This window comes from Tardiphaga sp. (genome assembly GCF_025356345.1).
Classification (GTDB): Bacteria; Pseudomonadota; Alphaproteobacteria; order Rhizobiales; family Xanthobacteraceae; genus Tardiphaga.
In genome coordinates this window covers 1-22,622 of the sequence record NZ_JANXTC010000371.1, presented here as the reverse complement: position 1 = coordinate 22,622, position 22,622 = coordinate 1, and the positions used below count along the sequence as shown (strand labels likewise).

General features: G+C 64.1%; 21 protein-coding genes. 15 read left to right on the top strand and 6 right to left on the bottom strand.

The genetic code is table 11. From position 1 onward, the window contains the following. Nucleotides 1-105 precede the first annotated feature (105 nt). Nucleotides 106-786, bottom strand: coding sequence for a ribonuclease T2 (locus Q0S16_RS22400; RefSeq protein WP_295853293.1), 681 nt, complete (start codon nt 784-786; stop codon nt 106-108). 79 nt (nt 787-865) lie between these two features. Then, a complete protein-coding gene (locus tag Q0S16_RS22395) occupies nt 866-1,336 on the bottom strand; it encodes a hypothetical protein (RefSeq protein WP_295853291.1) in 471 nt (156 codons plus the stop codon). A gap of 164 nt (nt 1,337-1,500) precedes the next feature. Between Q0S16_RS22395 and Q0S16_RS22390 the strand changes: the two genes are divergently transcribed. Both Q0S16_RS22390 and Q0S16_RS22385 read left to right on the top strand, forming a co-directional pair. Beyond that, nucleotides 1,501-1,794 carry a hypothetical protein gene (locus Q0S16_RS22390; RefSeq protein WP_295853290.1) on the top strand — a complete coding sequence of 98 codons (294 nt, stop codon included), beginning with the start codon at nt 1,501-1,503 and terminating at the stop codon, nt 1,792-1,794. 142 nt (nt 1,795-1,936) lie between these two features. Then, nucleotides 1,937-2,728 carry a thioesterase family protein gene (locus tag Q0S16_RS22385; protein WP_295853288.1) on the top strand — a complete coding sequence of 264 codons (792 nt, stop codon included), beginning with the start codon at nt 1,937-1,939 and terminating at the stop codon, nt 2,726-2,728. A 156-nt stretch (nt 2,729-2,884) separates the two neighbouring features. On the opposite strand, the gene Q0S16_RS22380 is transcribed toward Q0S16_RS22385, so the two are convergent. Then, a complete protein-coding gene (locus Q0S16_RS22380; RefSeq protein WP_295853286.1) occupies nt 2,885-3,088 on the bottom strand; it encodes a tautomerase family protein in 204 nt (67 codons plus the stop codon). A 35-nt stretch (nt 3,089-3,123) separates the two neighbouring features. After that, entirely contained in the window at nt 3,124-4,641 is a 1,518-nt protein-coding gene (gene hisS, locus Q0S16_RS22375) for a histidine--tRNA ligase (RefSeq protein WP_295853283.1), read from the bottom strand. Between the two features lie 180 nt (nt 4,642-4,821). Between hisS and Q0S16_RS22370 the strand changes: the two genes are divergently transcribed. The 6 genes from Q0S16_RS22370 to Q0S16_RS22345 all read left to right on the top strand — a co-directional run bounded on the left by Q0S16_RS22370 (nt 4,822) and on the right by Q0S16_RS22345 (nt 12,328). Then, complete coding sequence (locus Q0S16_RS22370) at nt 4,822-6,168, top strand: aspartate aminotransferase family protein (RefSeq protein WP_295853280.1); 1,347 nt, start codon at nt 4,822-4,824, stop codon at nt 6,166-6,168. A 210-nt stretch (nt 6,169-6,378) separates the two neighbouring features. Then, complete coding sequence (locus Q0S16_RS22365; protein WP_295853276.1) at nt 6,379-7,011, top strand: phage holin family protein; 633 nt, start codon at nt 6,379-6,381, stop codon at nt 7,009-7,011. Then, nucleotides 7,011-8,150 (top strand): YihY/virulence factor BrkB family protein, encoded by a 1,140-nt coding sequence (locus Q0S16_RS22360; protein WP_295853273.1) that lies wholly within the window; start codon nt 7,011-7,013, stop codon nt 8,148-8,150. Before Q0S16_RS22365 ends, Q0S16_RS22360 begins: the two co-directional genes overlap by 1 nt. Before the next feature lie 142 nt (nt 8,151-8,292). Further along, nucleotides 8,293-9,789 carry an EAL domain-containing protein gene (locus Q0S16_RS22355; RefSeq protein ID WP_295853270.1) on the top strand — a complete coding sequence of 499 codons (1,497 nt, stop codon included), beginning with the start codon at nt 8,293-8,295 and terminating at the stop codon, nt 9,787-9,789. 15 nt (nt 9,790-9,804) lie between these two features. Continuing rightward, on the top strand, nt 9,805-10,659 hold the full coding sequence (locus tag Q0S16_RS22350) for a TIGR01459 family HAD-type hydrolase (RefSeq protein WP_295853267.1): 855 nt from the start codon (nt 9,805-9,807) through the stop codon (nt 10,657-10,659). Between the two features lie 112 nt (nt 10,660-10,771). Continuing rightward, complete coding sequence (locus Q0S16_RS22345; protein WP_295853264.1) at nt 10,772-12,328, top strand: serine hydrolase; 1,557 nt, start codon at nt 10,772-10,774, stop codon at nt 12,326-12,328. Between the two features lie 241 nt (nt 12,329-12,569). Here Q0S16_RS22345 and Q0S16_RS22340 read toward each other — a convergent pair whose 3' ends face one another. Beyond that, nucleotides 12,570-12,965 carry a response regulator gene (locus Q0S16_RS22340; RefSeq protein ID WP_068733808.1) on the bottom strand — a complete coding sequence of 132 codons (396 nt, stop codon included), beginning with the start codon at nt 12,963-12,965 and terminating at the stop codon, nt 12,570-12,572. A gap of 262 nt (nt 12,966-13,227) precedes the next feature. On the opposite strand from Q0S16_RS22340, the gene Q0S16_RS22335 reads away from it, so the two are divergent. After that, entirely contained in the window at nt 13,228-14,199 is a 972-nt protein-coding gene (locus Q0S16_RS22335) for a bifunctional riboflavin kinase/FAD synthetase (protein ID WP_295853257.1), read from the top strand. Between the two features lie 13 nt (nt 14,200-14,212). Here the strand turns inward: Q0S16_RS22335 and Q0S16_RS22330 are convergent, their stop codons facing one another. Beyond that, a complete protein-coding gene (locus Q0S16_RS22330) occupies nt 14,213-14,506 on the bottom strand; it encodes an MbcA/ParS/Xre antitoxin family protein (RefSeq protein WP_295853255.1) in 294 nt (97 codons plus the stop codon). Between the two features lie 94 nt (nt 14,507-14,600). Between Q0S16_RS22330 and Q0S16_RS22325 the strand changes: the two genes are divergently transcribed. The 6 genes from Q0S16_RS22325 (at nt 14,601) to Q0S16_RS22300 (ending at nt 22,585) form a co-directional block, all read left to right on the top strand. After that, the gene (locus Q0S16_RS22325; RefSeq protein WP_295853383.1) at nt 14,601-15,167 is read left to right on the top strand and encodes a sugar O-acetyltransferase; all 567 of its coding nucleotides are present in this window, start codon (nt 14,601-14,603) and stop codon (nt 15,165-15,167) included. Between the two features lie 267 nt (nt 15,168-15,434). Continuing rightward, nucleotides 15,435-18,431, top strand: coding sequence for an isoleucine--tRNA ligase (gene ileS / locus Q0S16_RS22320; protein ID WP_295853253.1), 2,997 nt, complete (start codon nt 15,435-15,437; stop codon nt 18,429-18,431). Continuing rightward, entirely contained in the window at nt 18,404-18,925 is a 522-nt protein-coding gene (gene lspA / locus Q0S16_RS22315) for a signal peptidase II (protein WP_295853250.1), read from the top strand. Before ileS ends, lspA begins: the two co-directional genes overlap by 28 nt. An 85-nt stretch (nt 18,926-19,010) precedes the next feature. Continuing rightward, complete coding sequence (locus Q0S16_RS22310; RefSeq protein WP_295853249.1) at nt 19,011-19,718, top strand: hypothetical protein; 708 nt, start codon at nt 19,011-19,013, stop codon at nt 19,716-19,718. 129 nt (nt 19,719-19,847) lie between these two features. Then, complete coding sequence (locus Q0S16_RS22305) at nt 19,848-21,230, top strand: pitrilysin family protein (protein WP_295853246.1); 1,383 nt, start codon at nt 19,848-19,850, stop codon at nt 21,228-21,230. Nucleotides 21,231-21,232: 2 nt separating this feature from the next. Continuing rightward, complete coding sequence (locus Q0S16_RS22300; protein WP_295853380.1) at nt 21,233-22,585, top strand: pitrilysin family protein; 1,353 nt, start codon at nt 21,233-21,235, stop codon at nt 22,583-22,585. Nucleotides 22,586-22,622: the final 37 nt, after the last annotated feature.

The following is a 22,622-nucleotide window of genomic DNA, read 5'->3' as shown; positions in this document are numbered from 1 at the left end:
TCCTTATGCCGCTCCGCGGAGCCGGGATCCCGGTTTCCAAAGTACCGGAGCCCAGCTCTGCGAAGCAACATTACGTGTTGCATCGGGTCCGGGCAACGACACGGCCTATCCGCCGCGCAGCGGCGGCATCGTCACCTGATCGCGACGGCAGGCACGGCGGTCGATTTCCTCGCAGGCGCGAAACTGCAGGTCCTTGCTCAGGCAGATCCGCACTTCGCTGAGCCGGTTGCGGTCACAGGTTACCGCGATGGCCGACTGGCTGAGGCCCGGATTGACCTTGATGAAGGCCGCCTCGATGGCGTCCGGAGAAACCGTCCGGGCCTCTTGCAGGTCGAGAAACTCCGCCGGAATCTTGACGCCGGCGCGGGCCTTGCGCACCGCCTCGAAGTAGCCGCGGGCGCCGAGTCCCGAGCAGGTGCCGTGCTTGTCCCATTCGTTGAAAATCAACCCGGGCGCCGGCATCAGGTCGAGCATCGAGCTCATGATGTTGCGGTCGAGTCGCGGCGACGGCCGCTGGCAGTAATTGGGAAAGCCGCGGTCATATTGCGGCCACAGGCCGTGCACGACGAAGGCATAGGGCCGGCCGCCGCATTGCATCTGCTGCGAGCGGCTGGAATTGCCACGCTCGGATGCCGCCTCGCAGAAGGACGGCGACCAGGACAGCGACAGCACGTAGAAATCAAATTCACCGGGCGCGTTCTGCCGCTGGTCCTGCGCCCGGGCCTGACCGAACCCGACCAGCGCCAGCACGCTGAGCGACACAATGACCCGAAAAGCCTGCCACATGATCTGACCCCACCCCTGAGAGCACGAGCCTAATCAGGCCTTTGGAACAATTCAAGAACGATGAGGAGCGGAAATCGATTTAGTGCTTGGCGGCGCGGCAACGCGGATTGTAGGCCCAGTCGCGATCGAGCCCGACCACGCACCATTCGACGCCCTGATTATAGCCGGCAAAGCCGCCATCCTCGATGATCGAGTAATGCACCTGGCGCAGCTTGCCATCGTTCAGCATGGCGTCGGCGGTGCAATAGCGGCGCGGAATGTTGTCCGAGGTCCAGGGCCGGAACGCGGTTTCATGGACCCGGGCAAAACCGGTGATCTGCAGCGCCGAATTCCAGAATGTGCTTTCCTTGTCCTGGAACTGGGACGAGATCGTCGACAGGCCGGCTTCGCATTCGGCCACGCGGCCTTCATAGTTCGGACCGAACAGCCCGAAGTTCAGTTCCAGCGGGTTGGCGGCCTGCGCCCCGGGCGCGAACGCCAACAGACCGAAGGCGACGCCGGTGAGGGCGGCCAGAGCGGCTTTTTTCCAGGATGAAACGAGGTCGCGCATGGGGAATCCGCCCGGTAGTTAAGGTTCCCAACGGTGCCGCGAAGCCCGCACGGGGTCAAGTGCATCGCGGCAACACCCTGCGCACAACTCCGTCAGACCCTGCTTGTGTTCTTTTCAGGGTGACCGTCGCCCACTACACTGGACCCAACCTGATGGAGACGAAGATGCGAATGATTCGGCCGGCGATCCTGGTGGCGGCACTCAGTGCCCTGCTCGGCTGTGGAGCGGCCCAGGCCAACACCGTTCCGGCGTTCAAGGGCAACGACACCGGCGGCATCATCTCCAATGCCCTGATCGGCCAGACCGACGTCCGCGCTTTGGCGATCGACCATTGTGCGCGCTACGGCAAGGTCGTGAAATTCCTCGGCTCGCAGAATTACTATGGCGGGTACGTTTCTTTCGCCTGCCGCTGGGTGCCCTACGGCGCCTCCGACCGGCCGCTGCGCGTCCGTTACTGAGCTTTTCGCGAAGCAAGCCTTACACCGTCATTCCGGGATGCGCGCGGCTGGCGCCGCGCCCGCTTTTCTCTCCGCTCCAATTCCCGCTATAGATGACGTCGATCATTTCAATGGCGCGATACGACGCCAGCGGGGACACGCGATGACCGACTTCACCGAATTGATGAGCAGCCTGACCCAGGGCGACGATGGCTGGCAGGTCAGCGTCAGCGACGACTGGCTGCAGGGCCGCACCCTGTATGGCGGACTGGCCGCGGCGCTGTGCGCGCAGACGGCGTTGCGCGAGATCGCCGATCTGCCACCGCTGCGCTCGGCGCAATTCGCCTTTGTCGGCCCGGCCAGCGGTACTTTGCACCTGAAGCCGAGCGTGCTGCGCAAAGGCAAGTCGACGGTGTTTGTCGCCGTCGACTTGATCGGCGACGCCGGCCTCGCCACCCGTGCGACCTTGTGCTTTGGCGCGGCGCGACCATCGGCCTTCGCCCACACCGAGATCGGCACGCCGGAGCTGAAGGCGCCTGATTCCTGTCCGGACTTCTTCCGCCGCGCGCCGCCGAGCCTGCAATTCGTGCAGCATTTCGAAGGCCGCCATGTCGGCGGTTCGCTGCCGTTCAGCGGCAGCGCGCATCCGGAAATGACCTTGTGGCTGCGCCATCGCGGCTCGGCCGCGACCGCGCCGATGGTGGCGCTGCTGGCACTGGCCGACGCGCCGCCGCCCGCGGCCTCCGCGATGTCCACCGCGCCTTCGCCGCTCAGCACCATGACCTGGTCGATCGACATGCTCACCGACAAGATCACGACCGATGACGGCTGGTGGCTGATCCGCAACACCTCCGAACAGATCGCCGACGGTTATTCCAGCCAGGCGATGACGCTGTGGAACGCGCACGGCGTGCCGGTGATGGCCAGCCGGCAGAACATCGCGGTGTTTGGATAAATTTCTGCGTCGCGCGGCAACACCACTGTCATTCCGGGGCGTGAGCCGCGAAAGCTGCGAGCGAACCCGGAAGCCCGAAATGTTCAAAACATGTCGAGATTCCGGGATGTACGCCAGTCGGCTGTGCCGACCGAAGTGCATCCCGGAATGACAGCTCTACTTCGTCAGCGCCGCCTTGCGTTCCACAAACGTCTGGCCGCCCTTCATCTTGTTGTTGAGCGGCGCCTCGTTGATCTGGATCACGACGGCGTCGGCGGTGACGCCGAGATTCTTCACCAGCGCCTGGGTGATGTCGAGCATCATGCCCTTCTTCTGCTCGTCGGTGCGGCCGGCGGCCAAATTGATGGTGATCTCAGGCATCGATGTCTCCCGTTTATTGAATTTTCGTGCGCGGATTAATTCCACTTCACGCCGTGTCTGTCGAGAATCTTGCGTACCGCCTCGACCAGCGACGCCTCCGGCACCTTGGTCTGCGCCTCGCTCTGCTTCGCCAGATAGGCGTCGCGGTCGCCTTCGAGCTTGGACAGCTCGGCGCCGAGGATCAGATCCTTCAGCATCACCTCGCCGGCCGCCTTCTCATCCGAGCCCTGGATGATCACGCAGGGCGAGTGACGGCGGTCGGCATACTTCAACTGGTTGCCCATGTTCTTCGGGTTGCCGAGATAGAGCTCGGCGCGGATCCTGGCGTTGCGCAGCTGCGCCACCATCTTCTGGTAGTCGGCGACGCGGTCGCGGTCGAATACGGTGACGACGACGGGTCCGAATTCCGGCGTGACGTCGAGCTTGCCGAGCAAAGTGAGCGCGGCCTGCAGCCGGGACACCCCGATCGAAAAACCGGTCGCTGGCACCGGTTCGCCGCGAAACCGCGACACGAGGCCATCATAGCGCCCGCCGCCGCCGACCGAGCCGAAGCGAACGGGACGGCCTTTTTCGTCGTTGGTTTCGAGCAGCAATTCAACCTCGAAAACCGGTCCGGTGTAATATTCGAGGCCGCGGACGATCGACGGATCAATCCGGATGCGATCGTCGCCATAGCCCGCGGACGTGACGATTTCCGAAATCTGACGCAATTCGTCACGCGCGAGCTGAACCAGCTCGGGTTCGAACAGATAGCGATACGCCGCCTCGTTTTCGGATGAAGGTTCGCCGATGTAATTGGCGAGCGCGCCGGCATGCGCCTCGTCAAGACCGGCCCCCTTGGTGAAGTCGCCCTTGCCTTCTTCGCCACCATCCCATCTTCCAATAGTGAGAAGCTTGATGATTTCGCCAATCGGAAATTTATCGAGCTTGTCGATCGCGCGCATCACGGTGAGCCACTGCGCGTCGTCCGCGACGCCGATGGCCTGCCGCATGCCATCGAGCACCTTGCGGTTGTTCACCTTCACCACATACTGACCGCGCTTGATGCCCAGCGCTTCCATCGCGTCCGCCGCCATCATGCACATCTCGGCGTCGGCGGCCGGCGAGGCCGAGCCCACGGTGTCGGCGTCGAACTGCATGAACTGCCGGAAACGGCCGGGACCGGGCTTTTCGTTGCGGTAGACATAGCCGGCGCGATAGCTGCGATAGGGTTTTGGCAAATGATCGAAATTCTCGGCGACATAGCGCGCCAGCGGCGCCGTCAGGTCGTAGCGCAGCGAAATCCACTGTTCGTCATCGTCCTGAAACGAGAACACGCCCTCATTGGGCCGGTCCTGGTCGGGCAGGAATTTGCCGAGCGCATCGGTGAACTCCATCGCCGGGGTTTCCACCGGCTCGAAGCCATAGCGCTCATAGACCTCGCGAATGGTCTCGGTCATGCGCCGCGTCGCGGCGATTTCCGCGGGTCCGCGATCGCCAAGGCCGCGCGGCAATCTGGCGCGGAGCTTCTGGATCTTTTTGGGTTTGGCCGCTTTTTCGGGTGTATCCTGCATGGCAGCGGTCGTACCAGCGGACCACTGGCGCAGCAAGCCGGTGCCTGCGGCAAACGCGACCGAGCGCTGCAAATCTGCGCCACGCGGAGACAAATATGGGCAGCTGCCGGCATATCCGGCGCGGCCTGAAACTGATAGGTTCATGGCAACCCCATGCGCCGCAAAACTCGAGAGGCCACCATGTTAGAAAACAGCAAGCCGCAGCCCGTCGCCCACGTGCCCAATGACCTGGCCGCGTTCTGGATGCCGTTCACCTCGAACCGCGCCTTCAAGCTGGCGCCGCGGATGCTCGCCGGCGCCAAGGACATGCATTATTTCACCACCGACGGCCGCAAGATCCTCGATGCCGCCGCCGGCATGTGGTGCTCCAACGCCGGCCACGGCCGCAAGGAAATCGCCGAAGCCATCAAGCTTTCGGCCGATACGCTGGATTACGCGCCGCCGTTCCAGTTCGCGCATCCGCAGGCCTTCGAGCTGGCGACCCGCATCGCCGACCTGGCTCCGGCCGGCCTCGACCACGTCTTCTTCTGCAATTCCGGCTCGGAAGCCGCCGACACCGCGCTGAAGATGGCGCTGGCCTATCACCAGATCCGCGGCGAAGGCTCGCGCACCCGGCTAATCGGCCGCGTCCGCGGCTATCATGGCGTCGGTTTCGGCGGCATCTCGGTCGGCGGCATGGTCAACAACCGCAAGATGTTCGGCACCCTTTTGTCCGGCGTCGACCACATCGCCCACACCTATGACCGCGACAAGCAGGCTTTCAGCAAGGGCGAGCCGGAATATGGCGCGCATTTCGCCGACGATCTGGAGCGTCTGGTCGAATTGCACGGCGCCAACACCATCGCCGCCGTGATGGTCGAACCGATGGCCGGCTCCACCGGCGTGCTGCCGCCGCCGGTCGGCTATCTCAAGCGGCTGCGCGAGATCGCCACCAAGCACGGCATCCTGCTGATCTTCGACGAGGTCATCACTGGCTTCGGCCGCCTTGGGCACGCCTTCGCCGCGGAACGCTATGGTGTTACCCCCGATCTGTTGACCTTCGCCAAGGGCGTCACCAACGGTGCCGCCCCGATGGGCGGCGTCATTGCCCATGACAGCGTGCACGACGCCTTCATGACCGGGCCGGCCCATGTGGTGGAGCTGTTCCATGGCTACACCTATTCGGCGCATCCGCTGGCCTGCGCCGCCGGCCTTGCCTCGCTCAACATCTATCGCGACGAGAAGTTGTTCGAGCGCGCCAAGGCGATGGAGAGCATGTTCGCCGACGCGGTGATGTCGCTGAAGGGACTGCCCAACGTGGTCGATATCCGTACCCTCGGCATTGTCGCGGGCATCGACCTGGCACCAAGCAAGGACGGCGCCGGCAAGCGTGGCTGGGACGCGCTGAACAGCGCCTTCCACGAGCATGAAGTCCTGTTCCGCACCGCTGGCGACACCATCGCTTTGACCCCGCCGCTGATCATCAGCGAAGATCAGGTCGGCGAAATCGTCGAGAAGGTCGGCAAGGTGATCAAGTCGGTCGCGTAAGCGGCCTGGCTCAATCTGTAGCCCGGATGAGGCACCGCGACGTTTCGCGTCGTGGTGCCGACATCCGGGACAGAGCTTCAAGGACAGATTTTCGCCGGATATCGCTTCGCTCATCCGGGCCATGAAATCTCTCCGCGGAACCAACGCCCCGCCTCCTCGTTCCCATTGTCATCCTGGCCGTCAGGCCGCGCGACAGACGAGGACCCATTCATGCCCCCCCTTGCGAATACCCTGCTGAGAACCGGGCTGGCATTGAAATTCAACCAGATCAGGCGCGCCACCGAATCCTATGCGCGCGACCGCGCCGCGCAGGGCCAGGGAGCGATCGTCTCCTACGCCGTCGCCGCCGGCCTGTACGCCGCCGCGGGCATCTTTGCCATTGCCCTGCTGCTGGTCGGCGCGACCGCCCTGTTTCGTTGGATCGAGCTGCATCACGGCCTGTTCGAGGCGTTTGGCGCCAGCGCCGGCCTGTTGCTGTTCCTGGCGATTCTCTGCGCCACCCTGGCCGCCAGCCGGCTGAAGCGACCGTCGCGACAATTCCCCAGCCTTGGCAGTCGTCTGCGCGTCGCGATCTCGGCCACGCCGGGCCAGAGCGCCGGCGTACAGTCGCGCACGGTCCATGCCGGCCAGGTTTCAAACGCGGAGCTCTCCAACTCGGCGGCTCCCGGTCGCGCCACCTCGCCATTCAAGCCAAGCCGCCCGCCAGCGCCGGCCCGGATCGGCGGACAGGCCAAGGCGGGCCTTATTCTCGCCGCCACCCTGGCCGGCTGGGCGCTGGCACGACGCCACAGCCTGACCCAGATCGCGCGCCAGCCCCGACCGATGGGCAAAGTGAACGTCTGATGCGACGCCGCCGCGCCGGCAATGCAAGCTACACCGATTCCTGGGCCGTGGCGGCTGCCGCGGCCTTCGCCTTGTTCGCGTTGCAGAGTTACCTGGCCGGCAGCCGGGCGCAGCCGGAGCCGGACGCGCCAGAACCACAAGCGATCGGCACCACCAAGGTCACGCCGCCCGAGGCATTTACCCGCGAACTGGCGCAGCGCGGCCGCGGCCGGCGCTCCGCCAGTCCGTTGCAGATTCCGTGGACCGGCTGGAAAGACATTTTGTGGCGCACTTACGACCAGATCAATGAAGACCGCCTGCTCGCGATCGCCGCCGGCGTGGTTTTTTACGGCCTGCTCGCGGTTTTTCCGGCGATCACCGCGCTGGTCTCCTGCTACGGCCTGTTCGCCGATGCCTCGACCATTTCCGACAATCTGCGAACGCTGGCCTACCTGCTGCCCGACGGCTCGTACCAGATCGTGCAGGACCAGATCGGCCGCGTCCTCAGCAATGGCCAGGCCCAGCTCGGCCTGACCTTTTTATTCGGCCTCGCGCTGGCACTGTGGAGCGCCAATGCCGGCGTCAAGGCGGTGATCGATGCGCTCAACGTGGTCTATGGCGAACGCGAGAAGCGTGGTTTTCTCAGGCTCAACCTGCTGTCGCTCAGCTTCACGACCGGCGCCATTGCCGCGCTGCTGCTGATGGTCGGCGCGGTGGTGGCGCTGCCGCTGACGCTGGACAGCCTGGGCCTTGCCGATGACAGTAAGGTGATCGTCAGCCTGGCGCGCTGGCCGCTGTTGCTGGGCCTGCTGCTCACGGCGCTTGGCATTCTCTACCGCTTTGGCCCGAGCCGGCCCGGCGCACGCTGGGAATGGCTCGGCGTCGGCACGGTGCTCGCTGCCCTGCTGTGGATCGCGGGCTCCTCGCTGCTGTCATGGTACCTGTCGAACTTCGCCAATTACAGCGCGACCTACGGTTCGCTGGGCGCGGCGATCGGCCTGATGACCTGGATGTGGATGTCGGCGATCATCGTGCTGTGCGGCGCCGAGCTGAACTCCGAGATCGAGCACCAGACCGCGATCGATACCACCGTCGGGCCGGGCCGCCCGATGGGCGCCCGCGGCGCCACGATGGCCGATACGCTCGGCCGCGCCGCCTGACAATCCGGTGGGCGACGCCGCCAGTCTGGCTTTCCGAATCAACAATAATGCTAGTGTCACCAACAGGCTGGGCGTTAAGCGTGCGGGATTGGCGCAGCTTGGGCGCATGTGGGGAATTGGACGTCAGGATGTTGCACGCGTTATGATTCGCATCTCCACGATTTTCGTTGCCATCTGCATGGTGCTGGTCGCTGCCTCGCTCGGCATGGTGCTGTATGCGATGGCCGGCATCAGCGGCTCTGAATCCGCCATTGTCGCGCTCACCGCGCTGACCTTCATGATCCTCTACAACGCCGTATCGATCCGGCTGCGCGATCGCAGTGAGGCGGGCAGCCAGATCACCGATCTGTCGCGCGGCACCGCTGACCTGGCACGTCAGGTCGCCGAGTTTGGCCGTCGCCTCGCCGCCGTCGAGGGCAAGGTTGTCTCGGTCAATTCCACGAGCCAGGACCGCATCCAGTCGGTGATCGGCGAGATCAATGAACTCGGTACACTGGTCAAGCAGCTGGCGTCGTCGGTCGCCACTCACGAAGACATGCTGTCGGCGCCGCCGCAGCTGGTGCCGGTGACGACGGCGGCACCAGCCATTTCACCGCCCGCGCCGATGCCAGCCCGGGACATGCCGACACAGGCCCCGGACATCAGGCCGGAGCGGCTATTATCGGTCGCCGGCGCGGAGGCAGGGACGCTTGCCGCATCGACGCCGGTCGCACTGGCATCCACGACCGCGTCATCGCGCAACGCGGCGCAGCTCGCCGCCGTGGTCAGGAGCGCCATCGCCGAGAGCCGCATCGACATCTATCTACAGCCGATGGTGACGCTGCCGCAGCGCAAGGTCCGTTTCTACGAAGCGATGACGCGGCTGCGCGACGACAAGGACCAGGTCATCGTCGCCGACGAATTCATCGACGCCGCCGAAACCTCGGGGCTGATGGGGCAGATCGATCACACTGTGATGCTGCGCTGCATGCAGGTGCTGCGCCGGCTGATGGTGCGCAACAAGGACGTCGGCGTGTTCTGCAACGTCGCGGCCAGCACGCTGTCGCACGCCGCGACCTTCGCGGACTGCATCGATTTTCTCGAAGCCAACCGCGCGCTGGCGCCGTCCTTTGTGCTGGAATTCAAGCAGAGCACGTTCCGCAACCTCGGCCCGATCGAAAGCGAGCACCTCGCCGCGCTGGCGCAGCGCGGCTACCGCTTCTCGATCGACCACGTCACCGATTTGCGGATCGAACCGCGCGAACTCGCCGACCGCGGCGTGCGCTTCATCAAGGTACCGGCGGCGCTGCTGCTCGACCCGCAGCAGAATTCCAATACCGACATCCACCCGGCCGACCTGTCCGATCTGCTCGGCCGGTTCGGCATCGACCTGATCGCCGAACGCATCGAGGGCGAGCGCGCGGTGGTCGACCTGCTCGACTTCGACGTCCGCTTCGGGCAAGGGTTTCTGTTCGCGGCGCCGCGGCCATTGCGGCCGGAGACGCCTGTCACCGGTAACTTGCCCGCGACTCCCGATAAAGCGTCGCAAAGCAGCAATGGTTCAGTCAGACCGGCCAGGAATGAACCTCCGAAAAACGACCCACCGCGTACAACCGGCAATGCCGCGCTGGCCCGCCGCGCGACCACCGGCCCGAACTGAACGGCACCCATCTCCATGACCACATTACGATTCGCCGACCAACTGCGCGATCTCGTCACCGATACCGATGTGGTGTTGAGCGACATCTGGGGCGTCGTGCATAACGGCATCGTCTCGTTCCCCGAAGCCTGCGAGGCGCTTCACACCTTTCGTGCCCGCGGCGGAACCGTGATCATGATCACCAACGCGCCGCGGCCGGCGGATTCGGTACAGCGACAGCTGCGCAAGCTCGGCGTCGCCGACGACATCTATGATTCCATCGTCTCGTCCGGAGACCTGACCCGCAATTTCATTACCGGGCGGCTCGGCCAGTCGATGTACTGGATCGGTCCGGAGCGCGACAATTCGATCTATCGCGGGCTCGATGCCAAATTCGCGCCGCTCGAACAGGCCGACTACATCGTCTGCACCGGCCCGTTCGACGATGAGGTAGAGACCGCCGAGGACTATCGCGAGATGTTGACGCAGGCACTGGCGCGCCAGCTGACGCTGGTCTGCGCCAACCCCGACATCATCGTCGAGCGCGGCGACCGCCTGATCTATTGCGCCGGCGCGATCGCCGAACTGTACCGCGAACTTGGCGGCGACGTGGTGTTCTACGGCCAGCCACACCGGCCGATCTACGATCAGGCGATGGCGCTGGCCAAGGCCAAATCCGGCATCGACACCCCGCTCAACCGGGTGCTGGCGATCGGCGATTCCGTCCGTACGGACCTGGCCGGCGCGCATGCCTATGGCATCGATTGCCTGTTCATCACCCGCGGCATCCATGCCGGCGAATTCGAAGGCATCGAACGAATGGATTCCGCCGCCGTGAAGGAGCTGTTCGGACATCCGCCGAAGGCCCTGATGCGCGAACTGAAATGGTGACGTCGCGGCCGGTGCGAATCCTGAAAACGCGCTGAGATTTTTTTTCATATTGAACAACTCCAGAATGCCGGTAAATTTGGGATAGCGTTTCAAGCCGTTCCGCGAGGCATCGATGCGAAACTCACGAAGTCGCGTCCTCCGGCTGGCATTGCTCATCGCGGTGCTGGCGGGCGTTGCGGGCGTTACCGCGGATCTCGCCCGGGCCGGTACCGAGCCGATCTGGCCGACGCAGCAATGGCAGGCATCCTCGCCCGAAGAGCAGGGCATGGATTCGGCGGCGCTGGCCCGGCTGATCGATTTCGGGCAGACGCGAAATCTCGACAGCCTGCTGATCGTGCGCCATGGCAAAATGGTTTTGGACGCCTATTATGCGCCCTATACGGCGGACATTCCGCATGCGGTCAATTCCGTCACCAAGGCCGTGGTCGGCACGCTGGCGGCGATTGCGCTAAAGGAAGGCGTGCTCGACAGCACGAGCCATCCGGTGCTGGACTATTTTGGCGATCGAACCATCGAAAACGCCGACGACCGCAAGAAGACGATCACGCTCCAGCATCTGCTGGACATGACCTCCGGCCTGGCCTGGACGGAGCCGCTCACCGACAATCGGTTTGAATCGGTCGTCGAAATGGAGCGCAGCCCGAACTGGGTAAAGTTCGTCCTCGATCGCCCGATGGCCCGCACGCCCGGCGAGAGCTTCGACTACAATAGCGGCAATCCGCATCTGTTGTCCGCCATCCTCACCAAGGTCACGGGGATGAGCGCTGAAGATTATGCGCGCACGAAGCTGTTCGGTCCGCTGGGGATCGGCAAATGGCAATGGCGGCGAGATCCGCGGGGAATCTCGACCGGCGGCTACGGTCTGGCGCTGCTGCCGCACGACATGGCGAAGCTTGGCTATCTGTACCTGCGACGCGGCGAATGGGAGGGCAAATCGCTGGTCTCGGCGGAATGGATCGACAAGGTGAACCACGCGAGCGTGGACATGAACACCACGTTTGATCCGACCTTGCGCTATTCCAACTTCTTTTGGGCGCGGCCCGACAACCAAGTCTACTTTGCCAACGGCTACCATTGCCAGATGATCCTGGTTTACCCCGCATTGGACATTGTCGCGGTGACTACCGCGCGCGGCGATTGCGCCGCGGGGCGACTGGCGACCTACATTGCGGATGCCGCAAGATCCGCCACCGCGCTGCCACCGGATCCGAACGGCGCAAATCTGCTGGCCAGCACGGTGCGAGACATTGCCGTCGAGAAACCGACAGAGCATGACAGGACATCGCCGCTGGCCTTGACCGTTTCGGGCAAGACCTATCATTTTCAGCGCAATGCGCTGCTGGTCAAATCGCTGTCGCTGACCCTGGACAATCCGCGACCGCGGTATGAGTTGGAGCTCTACAATCTCAATCCGAAAAATCCGCCAATAATGCTCACGGGCCCGATCGGACTCGACGGCGTCTATCGCAGCGGTCCGCCGACCCCCATGGGTGTCAACGCCGCGAAGGCCAACTGGCTGAACGACCATACGCTGGTCATCAACAGTCTCATCGTGGGCGGCAGCAATCCGGCGCAGCGCTGGACGTTATGGTTTGACGGCGACAAGCTCAATCTTCGTGGCAGCCTCGATGGCCGAGCGGTGTCGATCGATAGTGATCCGGGCGGTTAGAGCGTGCTCGTAATGGATTGAACCGGGCCGCCCTTGTCCCGGACGCGATGCCGCGCAACGCGCTGCGTCGCGTCCGGGAGGCGATTCAACGATCACGATTCATCCTCTAGAAGCGTCCGTCAACTTACAGCACCGCGAGGCTACGTCGAAACGCAGACGCCCGGCCTGTCGAGCAAAGCGATGCTTCGCGACGGGCCGGGAATGACGAATGGTAGGACGACCGAAGCGAACCGACGACGCGTTACGCCGGCACGGTGTCGGGGAACACGGCTTCGATCTTGGTCTTCAGCGTCGCGGCGTTGAACGGCTTGACGATGTAGTTATTGACGCCGGCCTTCTTCGCCGCGATCACGTTCTCGGTCTTGGATTCCGCGGTGATCATGATGAACGGCGTCTGCGACAAATTGGGATCGGCGCGGACTTCCTTGAGCAGGTCGTAGCCCGTCATCGGCTCCATGTTCCAGTCCGAAATCACCAGGCCGTATTTCTTGGTGCGCATCTTTTCCAGCGCCGCCGAGCCATCGCTGGCATCATCGATATGCTCGAAGCCGAGCTGCTTGAGAAGATTGCGAATGATACGGATCATGGTGTTGTAATCGTCCACCACCAGAACCGTCATCGACAAATCAACCGCCATCTTCATTCCCCCTGAGACACGAACCGCAAATGCGAAACACTGACTATCCGCCGGCAGGCAAATATATCCGGGCGCAGGATCGGCATAATTTCCATCCGCTGCCCGACCACATGAATAGCAGCCGCAGTTAAATTTCCCGTTAACCGCGGCGGTCGCTTGATGGATCAAATGTGGCGGGATCGCCCGCGGGCCTCGGCTTGACTTCATCGTCCGCTCCGCGTCACGGTCTGGTTCCCGTTCCCACCCATTATCGAACTCCCGCATGACGTCTGACTTTATCGTGATCCGCGACACGACCCCCGCCGCCGCCATTCCCCGCGGCACCGTGGTCGCGATGGGCAATTTCGACGGTGTCCATCTCGGCCACCGCGCCGTCATCAACGCGGCGCTGGAAATGGCCCGGCTGCGCAACACGACCGCTCTGGCGGTGACCTTCGAGCCGCATCCGCGAAGCTATTTCAGCCCCAGCACGCCGCAGTTCCGGCTCACCGACGAGGCCAGCAAATTGCGCCTGCTGGCCGGCACCGGGCTTGGCGGCGCGGTGGTCATGACCTTCGACAAGGGTCGCGCCGGCACCCCGGCGCAAGACTTTATTCACCATGATCTGATCGAGCGGCTGGGCATCAGCGGTATCGCGGTCGGCTACGACTTTCATTTCGGCAAGGGCCGCGTCGGCTCGCCCAGCCTGCTGGTCGCCGAGGCCCCGCGGCTGGGCATCGAGGTCGACGTGCAACCGCATATCGATTTCGATGAACGACCGGTGTCATCCAGCGCCATCCGGATGGCGCTGGCCGAGGGCCAGGTCGCCGAGGCCAGCACCATGCTCGACGGTCCCTGGTTCGTCACCGGCGAAGTCATCCACGGCAAAAAACTCGGCCGCGACCTCGGCTATCCCACCGCCAATATCCGCCTGCCCGCCAGTTGCGGGCTGCGGCACGGCATCTACGCGGTTCGCGTCGGTCGCGGGGCTGAACGGTTCGATGCCGTGGCCAGTTTCGGCCGCCGCCCGACCTTCGACAATGGCGCGCCGTTGCTGGAAGTGTTCTTGTTCGATTTTGCCGGCGATCTTTACGGCCAGGTTCTGGACGTGGCCTTTATCGCTTTCATCCGCGAAGAGCTGAAATTCGACGGCATCGAGCCGCTGATCCGGCAGATGAACGACGACAGCGCGAGGGCCCGCGCCGCGCTGGCAGCGGCGCCTCTGGCGTTTCCGCGGTTGGGGCCGATCGGCTGAACCGACCGGCTATTCAGGCCAATTGGCCCTGATCGATCCGCTCGAGCGCATCGCGCACCACGGCCGCGCCAAGCGTGTCCCCGATGAGGTCGATCGGCAGCTGGCCCGCCATGTACGGGTTCGGCCGATGCAACCAGGCGTCGGCCTCGCTTTCACCGCCAAGAATGCGCTCGGCCATTGCGCGGGCTTCCAGCACCCGCAGCAATCTGGCGTCATAGAAGAAGGTGTCCCCCGCCGAGGTCAAATCGCCGCGGCGGCGCAGTTCCTTCAGATTCTCGTAGACTTGGGTTTGGGTCTGTCGGCTCATGGACGTCACTCCATCATGTCGCCAAATTAGTGTGCGAGTCTGAAATTGCAACCATGCGCCCCTCGGCCGCCACCTGACCTCCGGGAGACTTGTCCTGACCAAAACCGAGAAACAGAAAATGCTGGCCGGCGACCTCTATCGTCCCGGCGGCCCCGAACTGAACGCCGACGAGAAGGCCAACAAGGTCTGGATGGCCCGTTACAACGCCGTGCTGGATCGGCCGGTGGCCGAGCGACTGGCGCTGCTGAAGCTGCATTTCAACCAGGTTGGCGCCGATTGCGTGATCCGACCGCCGTTTTTCTGCGACTATGGCTACAATATCAGCCTTGGCGACAACGTGTTCCTGAATTTCAACTGCGTGATCCTGGACATCGTCGCGGTGACGATCGGTGATCGCACCCAGATCGGGCCGGCGGTGCAGATCTATGCCGCCGACCACCCCCGCGACGCCAGAACCCGGGCCGAGGGCCTCGAATTCGGCCGCCCGGTCAGCATCGGCGCCGACGTCTGGATCGGCGGCGGCGCGATGATCGTGCCGGGGGTGACGATCGGCGACGGCGCGGTGATCGGCGCCGGCAGCGTGGTGACAAGGGACGTCCCGGCAGGCGCGATCGTGGCCGGCAATCCGGCACGCGTGCTAAAAAGGCAGGCTTTGCCCTGAGTTTCGCTCATTCGTCATTGCGAGGTCAGGAAAAGCCAATTGGATTTTCCTGACCTCGCAATGACGGCTGACAGGCCTCTGCCCGGCCTGCAGGGCTTTGCGCTTGGCCCGCCGGCTGCTATTGAGAGCCGGATGTCTGTACGGCGCCCCATAATCCGCATTATCGGCCCGGCTTCCGCCTGAGCTTGGCTCGGCGCAAGACCGGGATCGCCGCCGTTCACCGCGTCCCCCACGCGTTTCCGCGCCATTGACCGAGCCAGAGCCTTCATGTCCGACAAGCCCGTTAAATCCGACGCCCACGATTATTCGAGCACCCTGTATTTGCCGCAGACGGAGTTTCCGATGCGCGCCGGCCTGCCACAGGCCGAGCCGAAGATGCTGGAGCGCTGGAACGAGATCGACCTCTACGGCAGCTTGCGAAAACAGTCCAAGGGCAAGCCGAAATTCGTGCTGCATGACGGCCCGCCCTATGCCAATGGCAACATCCATATCGGGCATGCGCTCAACAAGATCCTCAAGGACGTGGTGACCAAGAGCCAGCAGATGCTCGGCTTCGATAGCAATTACGTGCCGGGCTGGGACTGTCACGGCCTGCCGATCGAATGGAAGATCGAGGAAGAGAATTATCGCTCCAAGGGCAAGCCGAAGCCGGACTTCAGGGATTCCGCGGCGATGGTCGCGTTCCGCCAGGAATGTCGCGCCTATGCCGGGCGCTGGCTCGACGTGCAGCGCGCCGAATTCAAGCGGCTCGGCATCGTCGGCGACTGGAACGGCCGCTATGCGACCATGGATTTCTTCGCGGAAGCGCAGATCGCCCGCGAATTGATGAAGTTCGCCGCCAACGGCACGCTGTATCGCGGCTCCAAGCCGGTGATGTGGAGCGTGGTCGAGAAGACCGCGCTGGCGGAAGCCGAAGTCGAATATGAGGACTACACCTCGGACACCGTATGGGTGAAGTTTCCGGTCAAGGCGGAGTTCGGCCGGCTGGCCAAGGCCTCGGTGGTGATCTGGACCACCACGCCGTGGACGCTGCCGGGCAACCGCGCCATCAGCTTTTCCAACAAGATTTCCTACGGCCTCTACAAGGTCACCGAGGCGCCGGAAGACAATTGGGTGAAGCCCGGCGAGCTCTTGATCCTCGCCGACACGCTGGCCGAGAGCGTGTTCAAGCAGGCCCGCGTCACCGCCTACGAGAAGAGTGGCGATGTCGATTCCGGCATCCTCGACGCGCTGGAATGCAAGCATCCGCTCGCGGGTTTCGCGGGCGGTTATGAATTCACCGTGCCGCTGCTCGACGGCGATCACGTCACCGACGACACCGGTACCGGCTTCGTCCACACCGCGCCGGGCCACGGCCGCGAGGATTTCGACATCTGGATGTCGAATGCGCGCGAGCTGGAAGCGCGTGGCATCAGCGCCGTGATCCCCTACACCGTCGACGAGAACGGCGCGCTGACCGAACAGGCGCCGGGCTTTGTCGGCGAGCGCGTCATCAACGACAAGGGCGAAAAGGGTGGCGCCAACGAGGCGGTCATCAAGGCGCTGGCCGCGGCCGGCATGCTGCTGGCGCGGTCGCGGCTGAAGCATCAATACCCGCATTCCTGGCGCTCGAAAAAGCCGGTGATCTATCGCAACACGCCGCAATGGTTCATCGCGATGGACAAGGACATTCGCGACGATGGCGCGGCCAAGCCCGGCGACACGCTGCGGCATCGCGCGCTGGAAGCCATCAAGGTCACGCAATGGGTGCCGGCGATGGGCCAGAACCGCATCAACGGCATGATCAACACCAAGCCGGATTGGGTGATCTCGCGGCAGCGCGCCTGGGGTGTGCCGATCGCGGTGTTCGTGCGTGAAAAGGGCGACGGCTCAGCCGAAATCCTGATCGATGACACCGTCAACGCGCGCATCGCCGACGCCTTCGACGCCGAAGGCGCCGACGCCTGGTATGCCGACGGCGCGCGCGAGCGCTTTCTCGGCTCGCTGTCGAACGAGGCCTGGAAAAAGGTCGACGACATCTGCGACGTCTGGTTCGATTCCGGCTCGACCCATGCCTTCGTGCTGGAAGACCCCGTTCACTTCCCGGGGCTTGCCAGCATTCACCGCAAGGTCGATGGCGGCCGCGATACCGTGATGTATCTGGAAGGCTCCGACCAGCACCGCGGCTGGTTCCAGTCGTCCTTGCTGGAAAGCTGCGGCACCCGTGGCCGCGCGCCCTATGACATCGTGCTGACCCACGGCTTCACGCTCGACGAGAACGGGCGGAAAATGTCGAAATCGGTCGGCAACACCGTCGAACCGCAGAAGATCATCGCGCAGTCCGGCGCCGACATCTTGCGGCTCTGGGTCTGCGCCACCGACTATGCCGACGACCAGCGCATCGGTCCGGAAATCCTCAAGACCACGATCGAGACCTATCGCAAGCTGCGCAATTCGGTGCGCTGGATGCTCGGCACGCTGGCTCACTTCAAGCCGGAAGACGCGGTGGCATTCGCCGACATGCCCGAGCTGGAACGGCTGATGCTGCATCAGCTTGCCGAGCAGGACGCGATCGTGCGGAAGGCCTATCAGGAATTCGACTACAAGACGGTGGTCGCGTCATTGTCAGCCTTCATGAACACCGAATTATCGGCGTTCTATTTCGACATCCGCAAGGACACGCTGTATTGCGACGCGCCGTCGTCGCTGGCGCGAAAGGCCGCGCTGACCACCATCGACATGCTCTGCAACGCGATCCTGAAATGGCTGGCGCCGATCCTGTCCTTCACCGCGGAAGAAGCCTGGCGGATGTACAAGCCCGACGCCGAGCCGTCGGTGCATCTGACGGTGTTTCCGGACGGCCTCGGCCAGCATCGCGACGACGCGCTCGCTGCGAAGTGGGAAACCATCCGCAATGTCCGCCGCGTCGTCACCGGCGCGCTGGAAGTCGAGCGCGCGGCCAAGCGCATCGGTTCGTCGCTGGAAGCGTCGCCGCTGGTCTATGTCAACGATCCCGCGATCTTCGCCATCCTCGCCGATATCGACCTCGCCGAAGTGTTCATCACCTCGAATGCGATGATGACCAATGATGACGCTCCGGCCGGCGCCTTCACGCTGAGCGATGTTGCCGGCGTCGCCGTGGTTGTCGAAAAGGCGGTCGGCAGCAAATGCGCACGGTCGTGGAAGATCCTGCCGACGGTCGGCGCAGACGCCGAATATCCCGACGTCTCGCCGCGCGACGCCGCGGCTTTGCGCGAATGGAAGACTCTGGGGAGTTCAGTGTGACTGCCTTCTTCCGCGCCGGTATCCTGACCGCGCTGGTCGTCCTGCTGATCGACCAGGCCTCAAAACTCTGGCTGCTGTTGGTGTTCGACATCGGGCGCCGCGGCGCGGTCGAGGTGACGCCGTTCTTCGATCTGGTGCTGGCCTGGAATACCGGCATCAGCTATGGCTGGTTTTCCGATTCCGGCCCGGCCGGCCAGGCGGTCCTGATCGCCATCAAGGCGATCGCCGTGGTGGCGCTGGCGATCTGGATGGCGAAATCGCACACCCGGCTGGCGACGCTGGCGCTGGGCTTGATCATCGGCGGCGCGATCGGCAATGCGATCGACCGGCTTGCCTGGGGCGCGGTGGTCGATTTCGCCCTGTTGCACGTCCGGATCGGCGGCCAGACCTACAACTGGTACGTGTTTAACCTGGCCGACTGCGCCATTGTTGCCGGGGTTGTAGCCCTGCTGTATGACTCGTTCTTCACTTTACCCGCCGCAAAAGCGCCCTGATCCCGGCCGATACGGATGCAGGGACGACGCGAGTGGAACGCCGCCAGATTGGCGATCCGCCAGACATTTGAACAGGATGACTGCGATGCGCAAGACCGAAACCGCCACTTGCAACGTGCAGACTTCATCGGCGCCCTGGAAGCGCGGCCGCCGGCTGGCCGCGGTTGCCCTCGGCATCGGCCTGGTGATGTCGGCCGGCGCGGCCCGCGCCGCCGATGACGAAGACGACGACAGCTCGATCGAGGACAAAATCATCAAGGGCATCATGACGGGCCTCGGCGGCACCAATATGGAGAACCAAGGCATCGATTACCGCGAGCGCTCGCCGCTGGTGGTTCCGCCGAAGATCACCCTGCCGCCGCCGGACACTACCGCCGTGTCCGTTCCGAACTGGCCGAAAGATCCCGATATCCAGCAGCGCAATGCGGCGCGCGAAGCTGCCAAGCGACCCAAGGGCAACGTGCTGGAAGAGGCGCGTTCGCTGACGCCCAAGGAAATGGCGATGCAGCGCACGAAGCCCACCCAGACCGTCGAAGGCAACATTCCCGGCGATCCCAACCGGAACATCGTGCTTAGCCCGAAGCAGCTCGGTTATGAAGGCGGGCTGTTCAAGACCATGTTTGGCGGCAACAAGGGTGAGACCGCCGAGTTCAAGGGCGAGCCGACGCGGGATTCCTTGACCCAGCCGCCTTCGGGTTATCAGACGCCTTCTTCCGGCTACGCCTATGGCACCGGACCGAAGGAAATCATGCAGAATTCCGCCAACATCAACCCGATGACCGGCAAGTATTGACCGCGGCGCCGGTGTTGCGCGCCTGTCGATTCCATTTTCAGTCCTGTCCTATTGCCTTGCGATCGGCTTGCTTGCGCGAATGCGTCCGGCGCGATCGCTTACCCATGCCGAGGAGCTGCTAGCCCCATCATGACCTCATCATCCCGATCGGCCCTTCGTTCCGTCGCGGCGCTGGCGCTGCTGCTGGCCCCCGGCCTCGCCGCGGCGCAGACGGTGACCGCCGCGCCGCCCGCCACCTTCACGCTGGCCAATGGCATGCAGGTGGTGGTGATCCCCGATCACCGCACCCCGGTGGTGACGCAGATGGTCTGGTACAAGGTCGGCTCCGCCGACGAGACCCCCGGCAAATCGGGCCTGGCGCATTTTCTCGAACATCTGATGTTCAAGGGCACCGCGAAACATCCGGCCGGCGAATTCTCCCAGACCGTGCAGCGCATCGGCGGCAATGAGAACGCCTTCACCTCCACCGACTACACCGGCTACTTCCAGCGCGTCACCAAGGACCAGCTCGGCAAGATGATGGAGTTCGAGGCCGACCGCATGACCGGCCTGGTTCTGAAGGACGAGAACGTGCTGCCCGAGCGCGACGTGGTGCTCGAGGAATACAATATGCGCGTCGCCAACAGCCCGGAAGCACGGCTGTCCGAGCAGGTGATGGCGGCGCTGTATCTCAACCATCCCTATGGCCGTCCGATCATCGGCTGGCATCAGGAAATCCAGAAGCTCGACCGCGAGGACGCGCTCGCCTTCTACAAGCGCTTTTATGCGCCGAACAATGCGACGCTGGTGATCGCCGGCGATGTCGAGGCGCCGGAAATCCGCCCGATGATCGAGCGGACCTATGGCGTCATACCCGCGCAGCCGTCGATTCACGCCCAGCGGATCCGGCCGCAGGAGCCGACCCCGGCGGCCTCGCGCACCGTGACCCTCGCCGATCCGCGCGTCGAACAGTCCAGCGTACGCCGCTATTATCTAGCGCCGTCGGCCACCACCGCGGCGGCCGGTGAAAGCCAGGCACTCGACGTGATGGCGCAGCTCATCGGCGGCGGCAGCAATTCCTACCTCTACCGCGCGCTGGTGGTCGACAAGGGCCTCGCGATCACCGCCGGCGCCAGCTACCAGGGCACCGCGCTCGACAGCGCGCAATTCATGATCTCGGTATCGCCGAAACCCGGCGTCGAATTCGCCGATGTCGAAAAGACCATGGACGCGGTCATTGCCGATATCGCCGCCAACGCGGTGCCGGCCGCCGACCTCGAACGCGTCAAGACCCAGCTGGTGGCCGAGGCGATCTACGCCCAGGACAACCAGGCGTCATTGGCGCGCTGGTATGGCGCCGCCCTCACCACTGGCCTCAGCGTCGAGGATATCCGCGCCTGGCCCGACCGCATCAAGGCCGTCACCGCCGAGCAGGTCCGCGATGTCGCGCAGAAATGGCTCGACAAGAAGAGCTCGGTCACCGGCTATCTGATCAAGGACACCGCGCCGAAGCGCGAGGAGAAGCGATCGTGAACATGATCACACGCCACATCGGGCGCCTCGGCTTCGCTCTCGCCGCCACCTTCGCGCTCGCCTCGCCGTCGCATGCCGCCGCCAAGATCCAGCATCTGGTGTCGCCAGGCGGCATCGAGGCCTGGTTCGTGCAGGACGCCACCGTGCCCCTGATCGCGATGGAATACGCCTTCGGCGGCGGCGCCGCGCAGGACCCGGCCGACAAGTCCGGTACCTCCAACATGGTCGCCAGCCTGATGGACGAAGGCGCCGCCGACCTCGACTCCAAGGCCTTCCATGAACGGCTCGAGCGCCGTGCCATCGAGCTCAGCTACACCGCGCAGCGCGACAATTTCCGCGGCTCGCTGCGGATGCTGTCGGAAAACCGCGACGAGGCGTTCGACCTGCTGCGGCTGTCGCTGACCCAGCCGCGCTTCGACGCCGTCGACATCGAGCGCATCCGCGCCCAGATCCTGTCCGGCCTGCGTCGCGAGACCAGCAATCCCGGCTCGATTGCCAGCCGCAAATTCCTCGAAGTCGCCTTTGGCGATCATCCCTATAGCCGCTCCGCCAGCGGCACGCTGACCAGCGTGCCGGCCATCACTGTCGATGACCTCAAGGCCTACAAGGATCGCATCATCGCCCGGGACACGCTGAAAGTTGCGGTGGTCGGCGACGTCGATGCAGCCACCCTCGGCAAGTTGCTCGACCAGACCTTTGGCAGCCTGCCGGCGAAGGCGACGTTGACGCCGGTGCCTGACATCGTCGCCGCCAAGCCACCGCAGAAATTCTTTGTCCCACTCGACGTGCCACAGACCGTGATCACCTTCGGCGCCCCCGGCATCAAGCGCGACGATCCGAACTTCATGGCGGCCTATATCGTCAACCACATCCTTGGTGGCGGCACGCTGTCGTCGCGGCTGTATCACGAGGTCCGAGAGAAGCGCGGCCTGGCCTATTCGGTATCCGGCTCGCTGCTATGGATGCAGCATTCTGGCCTCTATATCGGCAATACCGCTACCCGCTCCGACCGCGCCACCGAGACCCTCGATACGGTCAATGCGGAAGTGAAGCGGCTGGCCGAACAGGGCCCAACCCAGACCGAGCTCGACGAGGCCAAATCCTATCTGAAGGGTTCGCAGATGCTGGCGCTCGACACCTCGTCGAAGCTGGCCGGCGCGCTGCTGCAGTACCAGATCGACAAGCAATCGATCGACTACATCGAAAAGCGCAACGCCATCGTCGATGCCGTGACGCTGGACCAGGCCAAGGCGGCGGCGAAGAAGATCTGGGGTGACGGCCTCGTCACGGTCATCGTCGGCCGCGCCGCGCAGGCCGCCGCGACCCCGATCGTGACCGCGCCGAAGGCGAACTGAAGTCCACCCCTGCCGGACCGTCGCGCCGCCCGCGCGA

Bases quoted from the DNA above. Each gene is read 5' to 3' on its own strand.
- Q0S16_RS22400 (WP_295853293.1), bottom strand. From the start codon at position 786: ATGTGGCAGGCTTTTCGGGTCATTGTGTCGCTCAGCGTGCTGGCGCTG.
- Q0S16_RS22395 (WP_295853291.1), bottom strand. From the start codon at position 1,336: ATGCGCGACCTCGTTTCATCCTGGAAAAAAGCCGCTCTGGCCGCCCTC.
- Q0S16_RS22390 (WP_295853290.1), top strand. From the start codon at position 1,501: ATGCGAATGATTCGGCCGGCGATCCTGGTGGCGGCACTCAGTGCCCTG.
- Q0S16_RS22385 (WP_295853288.1), top strand. From the start codon at position 1,937: ATGACCGACTTCACCGAATTGATGAGCAGCCTGACCCAGGGCGACGAT.
- Q0S16_RS22380 (WP_295853286.1), bottom strand. From the start codon at position 3,088: ATGCCTGAGATCACCATCAATTTGGCCGCCGGCCGCACCGACGAGCAG.
- hisS (WP_295853283.1), bottom strand. From the start codon at position 4,641: ATGCAGGATACACCCGAAAAAGCGGCCAAACCCAAAAAGATCCAGAAG.
- Q0S16_RS22370 (WP_295853280.1), top strand. From the start codon at position 4,822: ATGTTAGAAAACAGCAAGCCGCAGCCCGTCGCCCACGTGCCCAATGAC.
- Q0S16_RS22365 (WP_295853276.1), top strand. From the start codon at position 6,379: ATGCCCCCCCTTGCGAATACCCTGCTGAGAACCGGGCTGGCATTGAAA.
- Q0S16_RS22360 (WP_295853273.1), top strand. From the start codon at position 7,011: ATGCGACGCCGCCGCGCCGGCAATGCAAGCTACACCGATTCCTGGGCC.
- Q0S16_RS22355 (WP_295853270.1), top strand. From the start codon at position 8,293: ATGATTCGCATCTCCACGATTTTCGTTGCCATCTGCATGGTGCTGGTC.
- Q0S16_RS22350 (WP_295853267.1), top strand. From the start codon at position 9,805: ATGACCACATTACGATTCGCCGACCAACTGCGCGATCTCGTCACCGAT.
- Q0S16_RS22345 (WP_295853264.1), top strand. From the start codon at position 10,772: ATGCGAAACTCACGAAGTCGCGTCCTCCGGCTGGCATTGCTCATCGCG.
- Q0S16_RS22340 (WP_068733808.1), bottom strand. From the start codon at position 12,965: ATGGCGGTTGATTTGTCGATGACGGTTCTGGTGGTGGACGATTACAAC.
- Q0S16_RS22335 (WP_295853257.1), top strand. From the start codon at position 13,228: ATGACGTCTGACTTTATCGTGATCCGCGACACGACCCCCGCCGCCGCC.
- Q0S16_RS22330 (WP_295853255.1), bottom strand. From the start codon at position 14,506: ATGAGCCGACAGACCCAAACCCAAGTCTACGAGAATCTGAAGGAACTG.
- ileS (WP_295853253.1), top strand. From the start codon at position 15,435: ATGTCCGACAAGCCCGTTAAATCCGACGCCCACGATTATTCGAGCACC.
- lspA (WP_295853250.1), top strand. From the start codon at position 18,404: ATGGAAGACTCTGGGGAGTTCAGTGTGACTGCCTTCTTCCGCGCCGGT.
- Q0S16_RS22310 (WP_295853249.1), top strand. From the start codon at position 19,011: ATGCGCAAGACCGAAACCGCCACTTGCAACGTGCAGACTTCATCGGCG.
- Q0S16_RS22305 (WP_295853246.1), top strand. From the start codon at position 19,848: ATGACCTCATCATCCCGATCGGCCCTTCGTTCCGTCGCGGCGCTGGCG.
- Q0S16_RS22300 (WP_295853380.1), top strand. From the start codon at position 21,233: ATGATCACACGCCACATCGGGCGCCTCGGCTTCGCTCTCGCCGCCACC.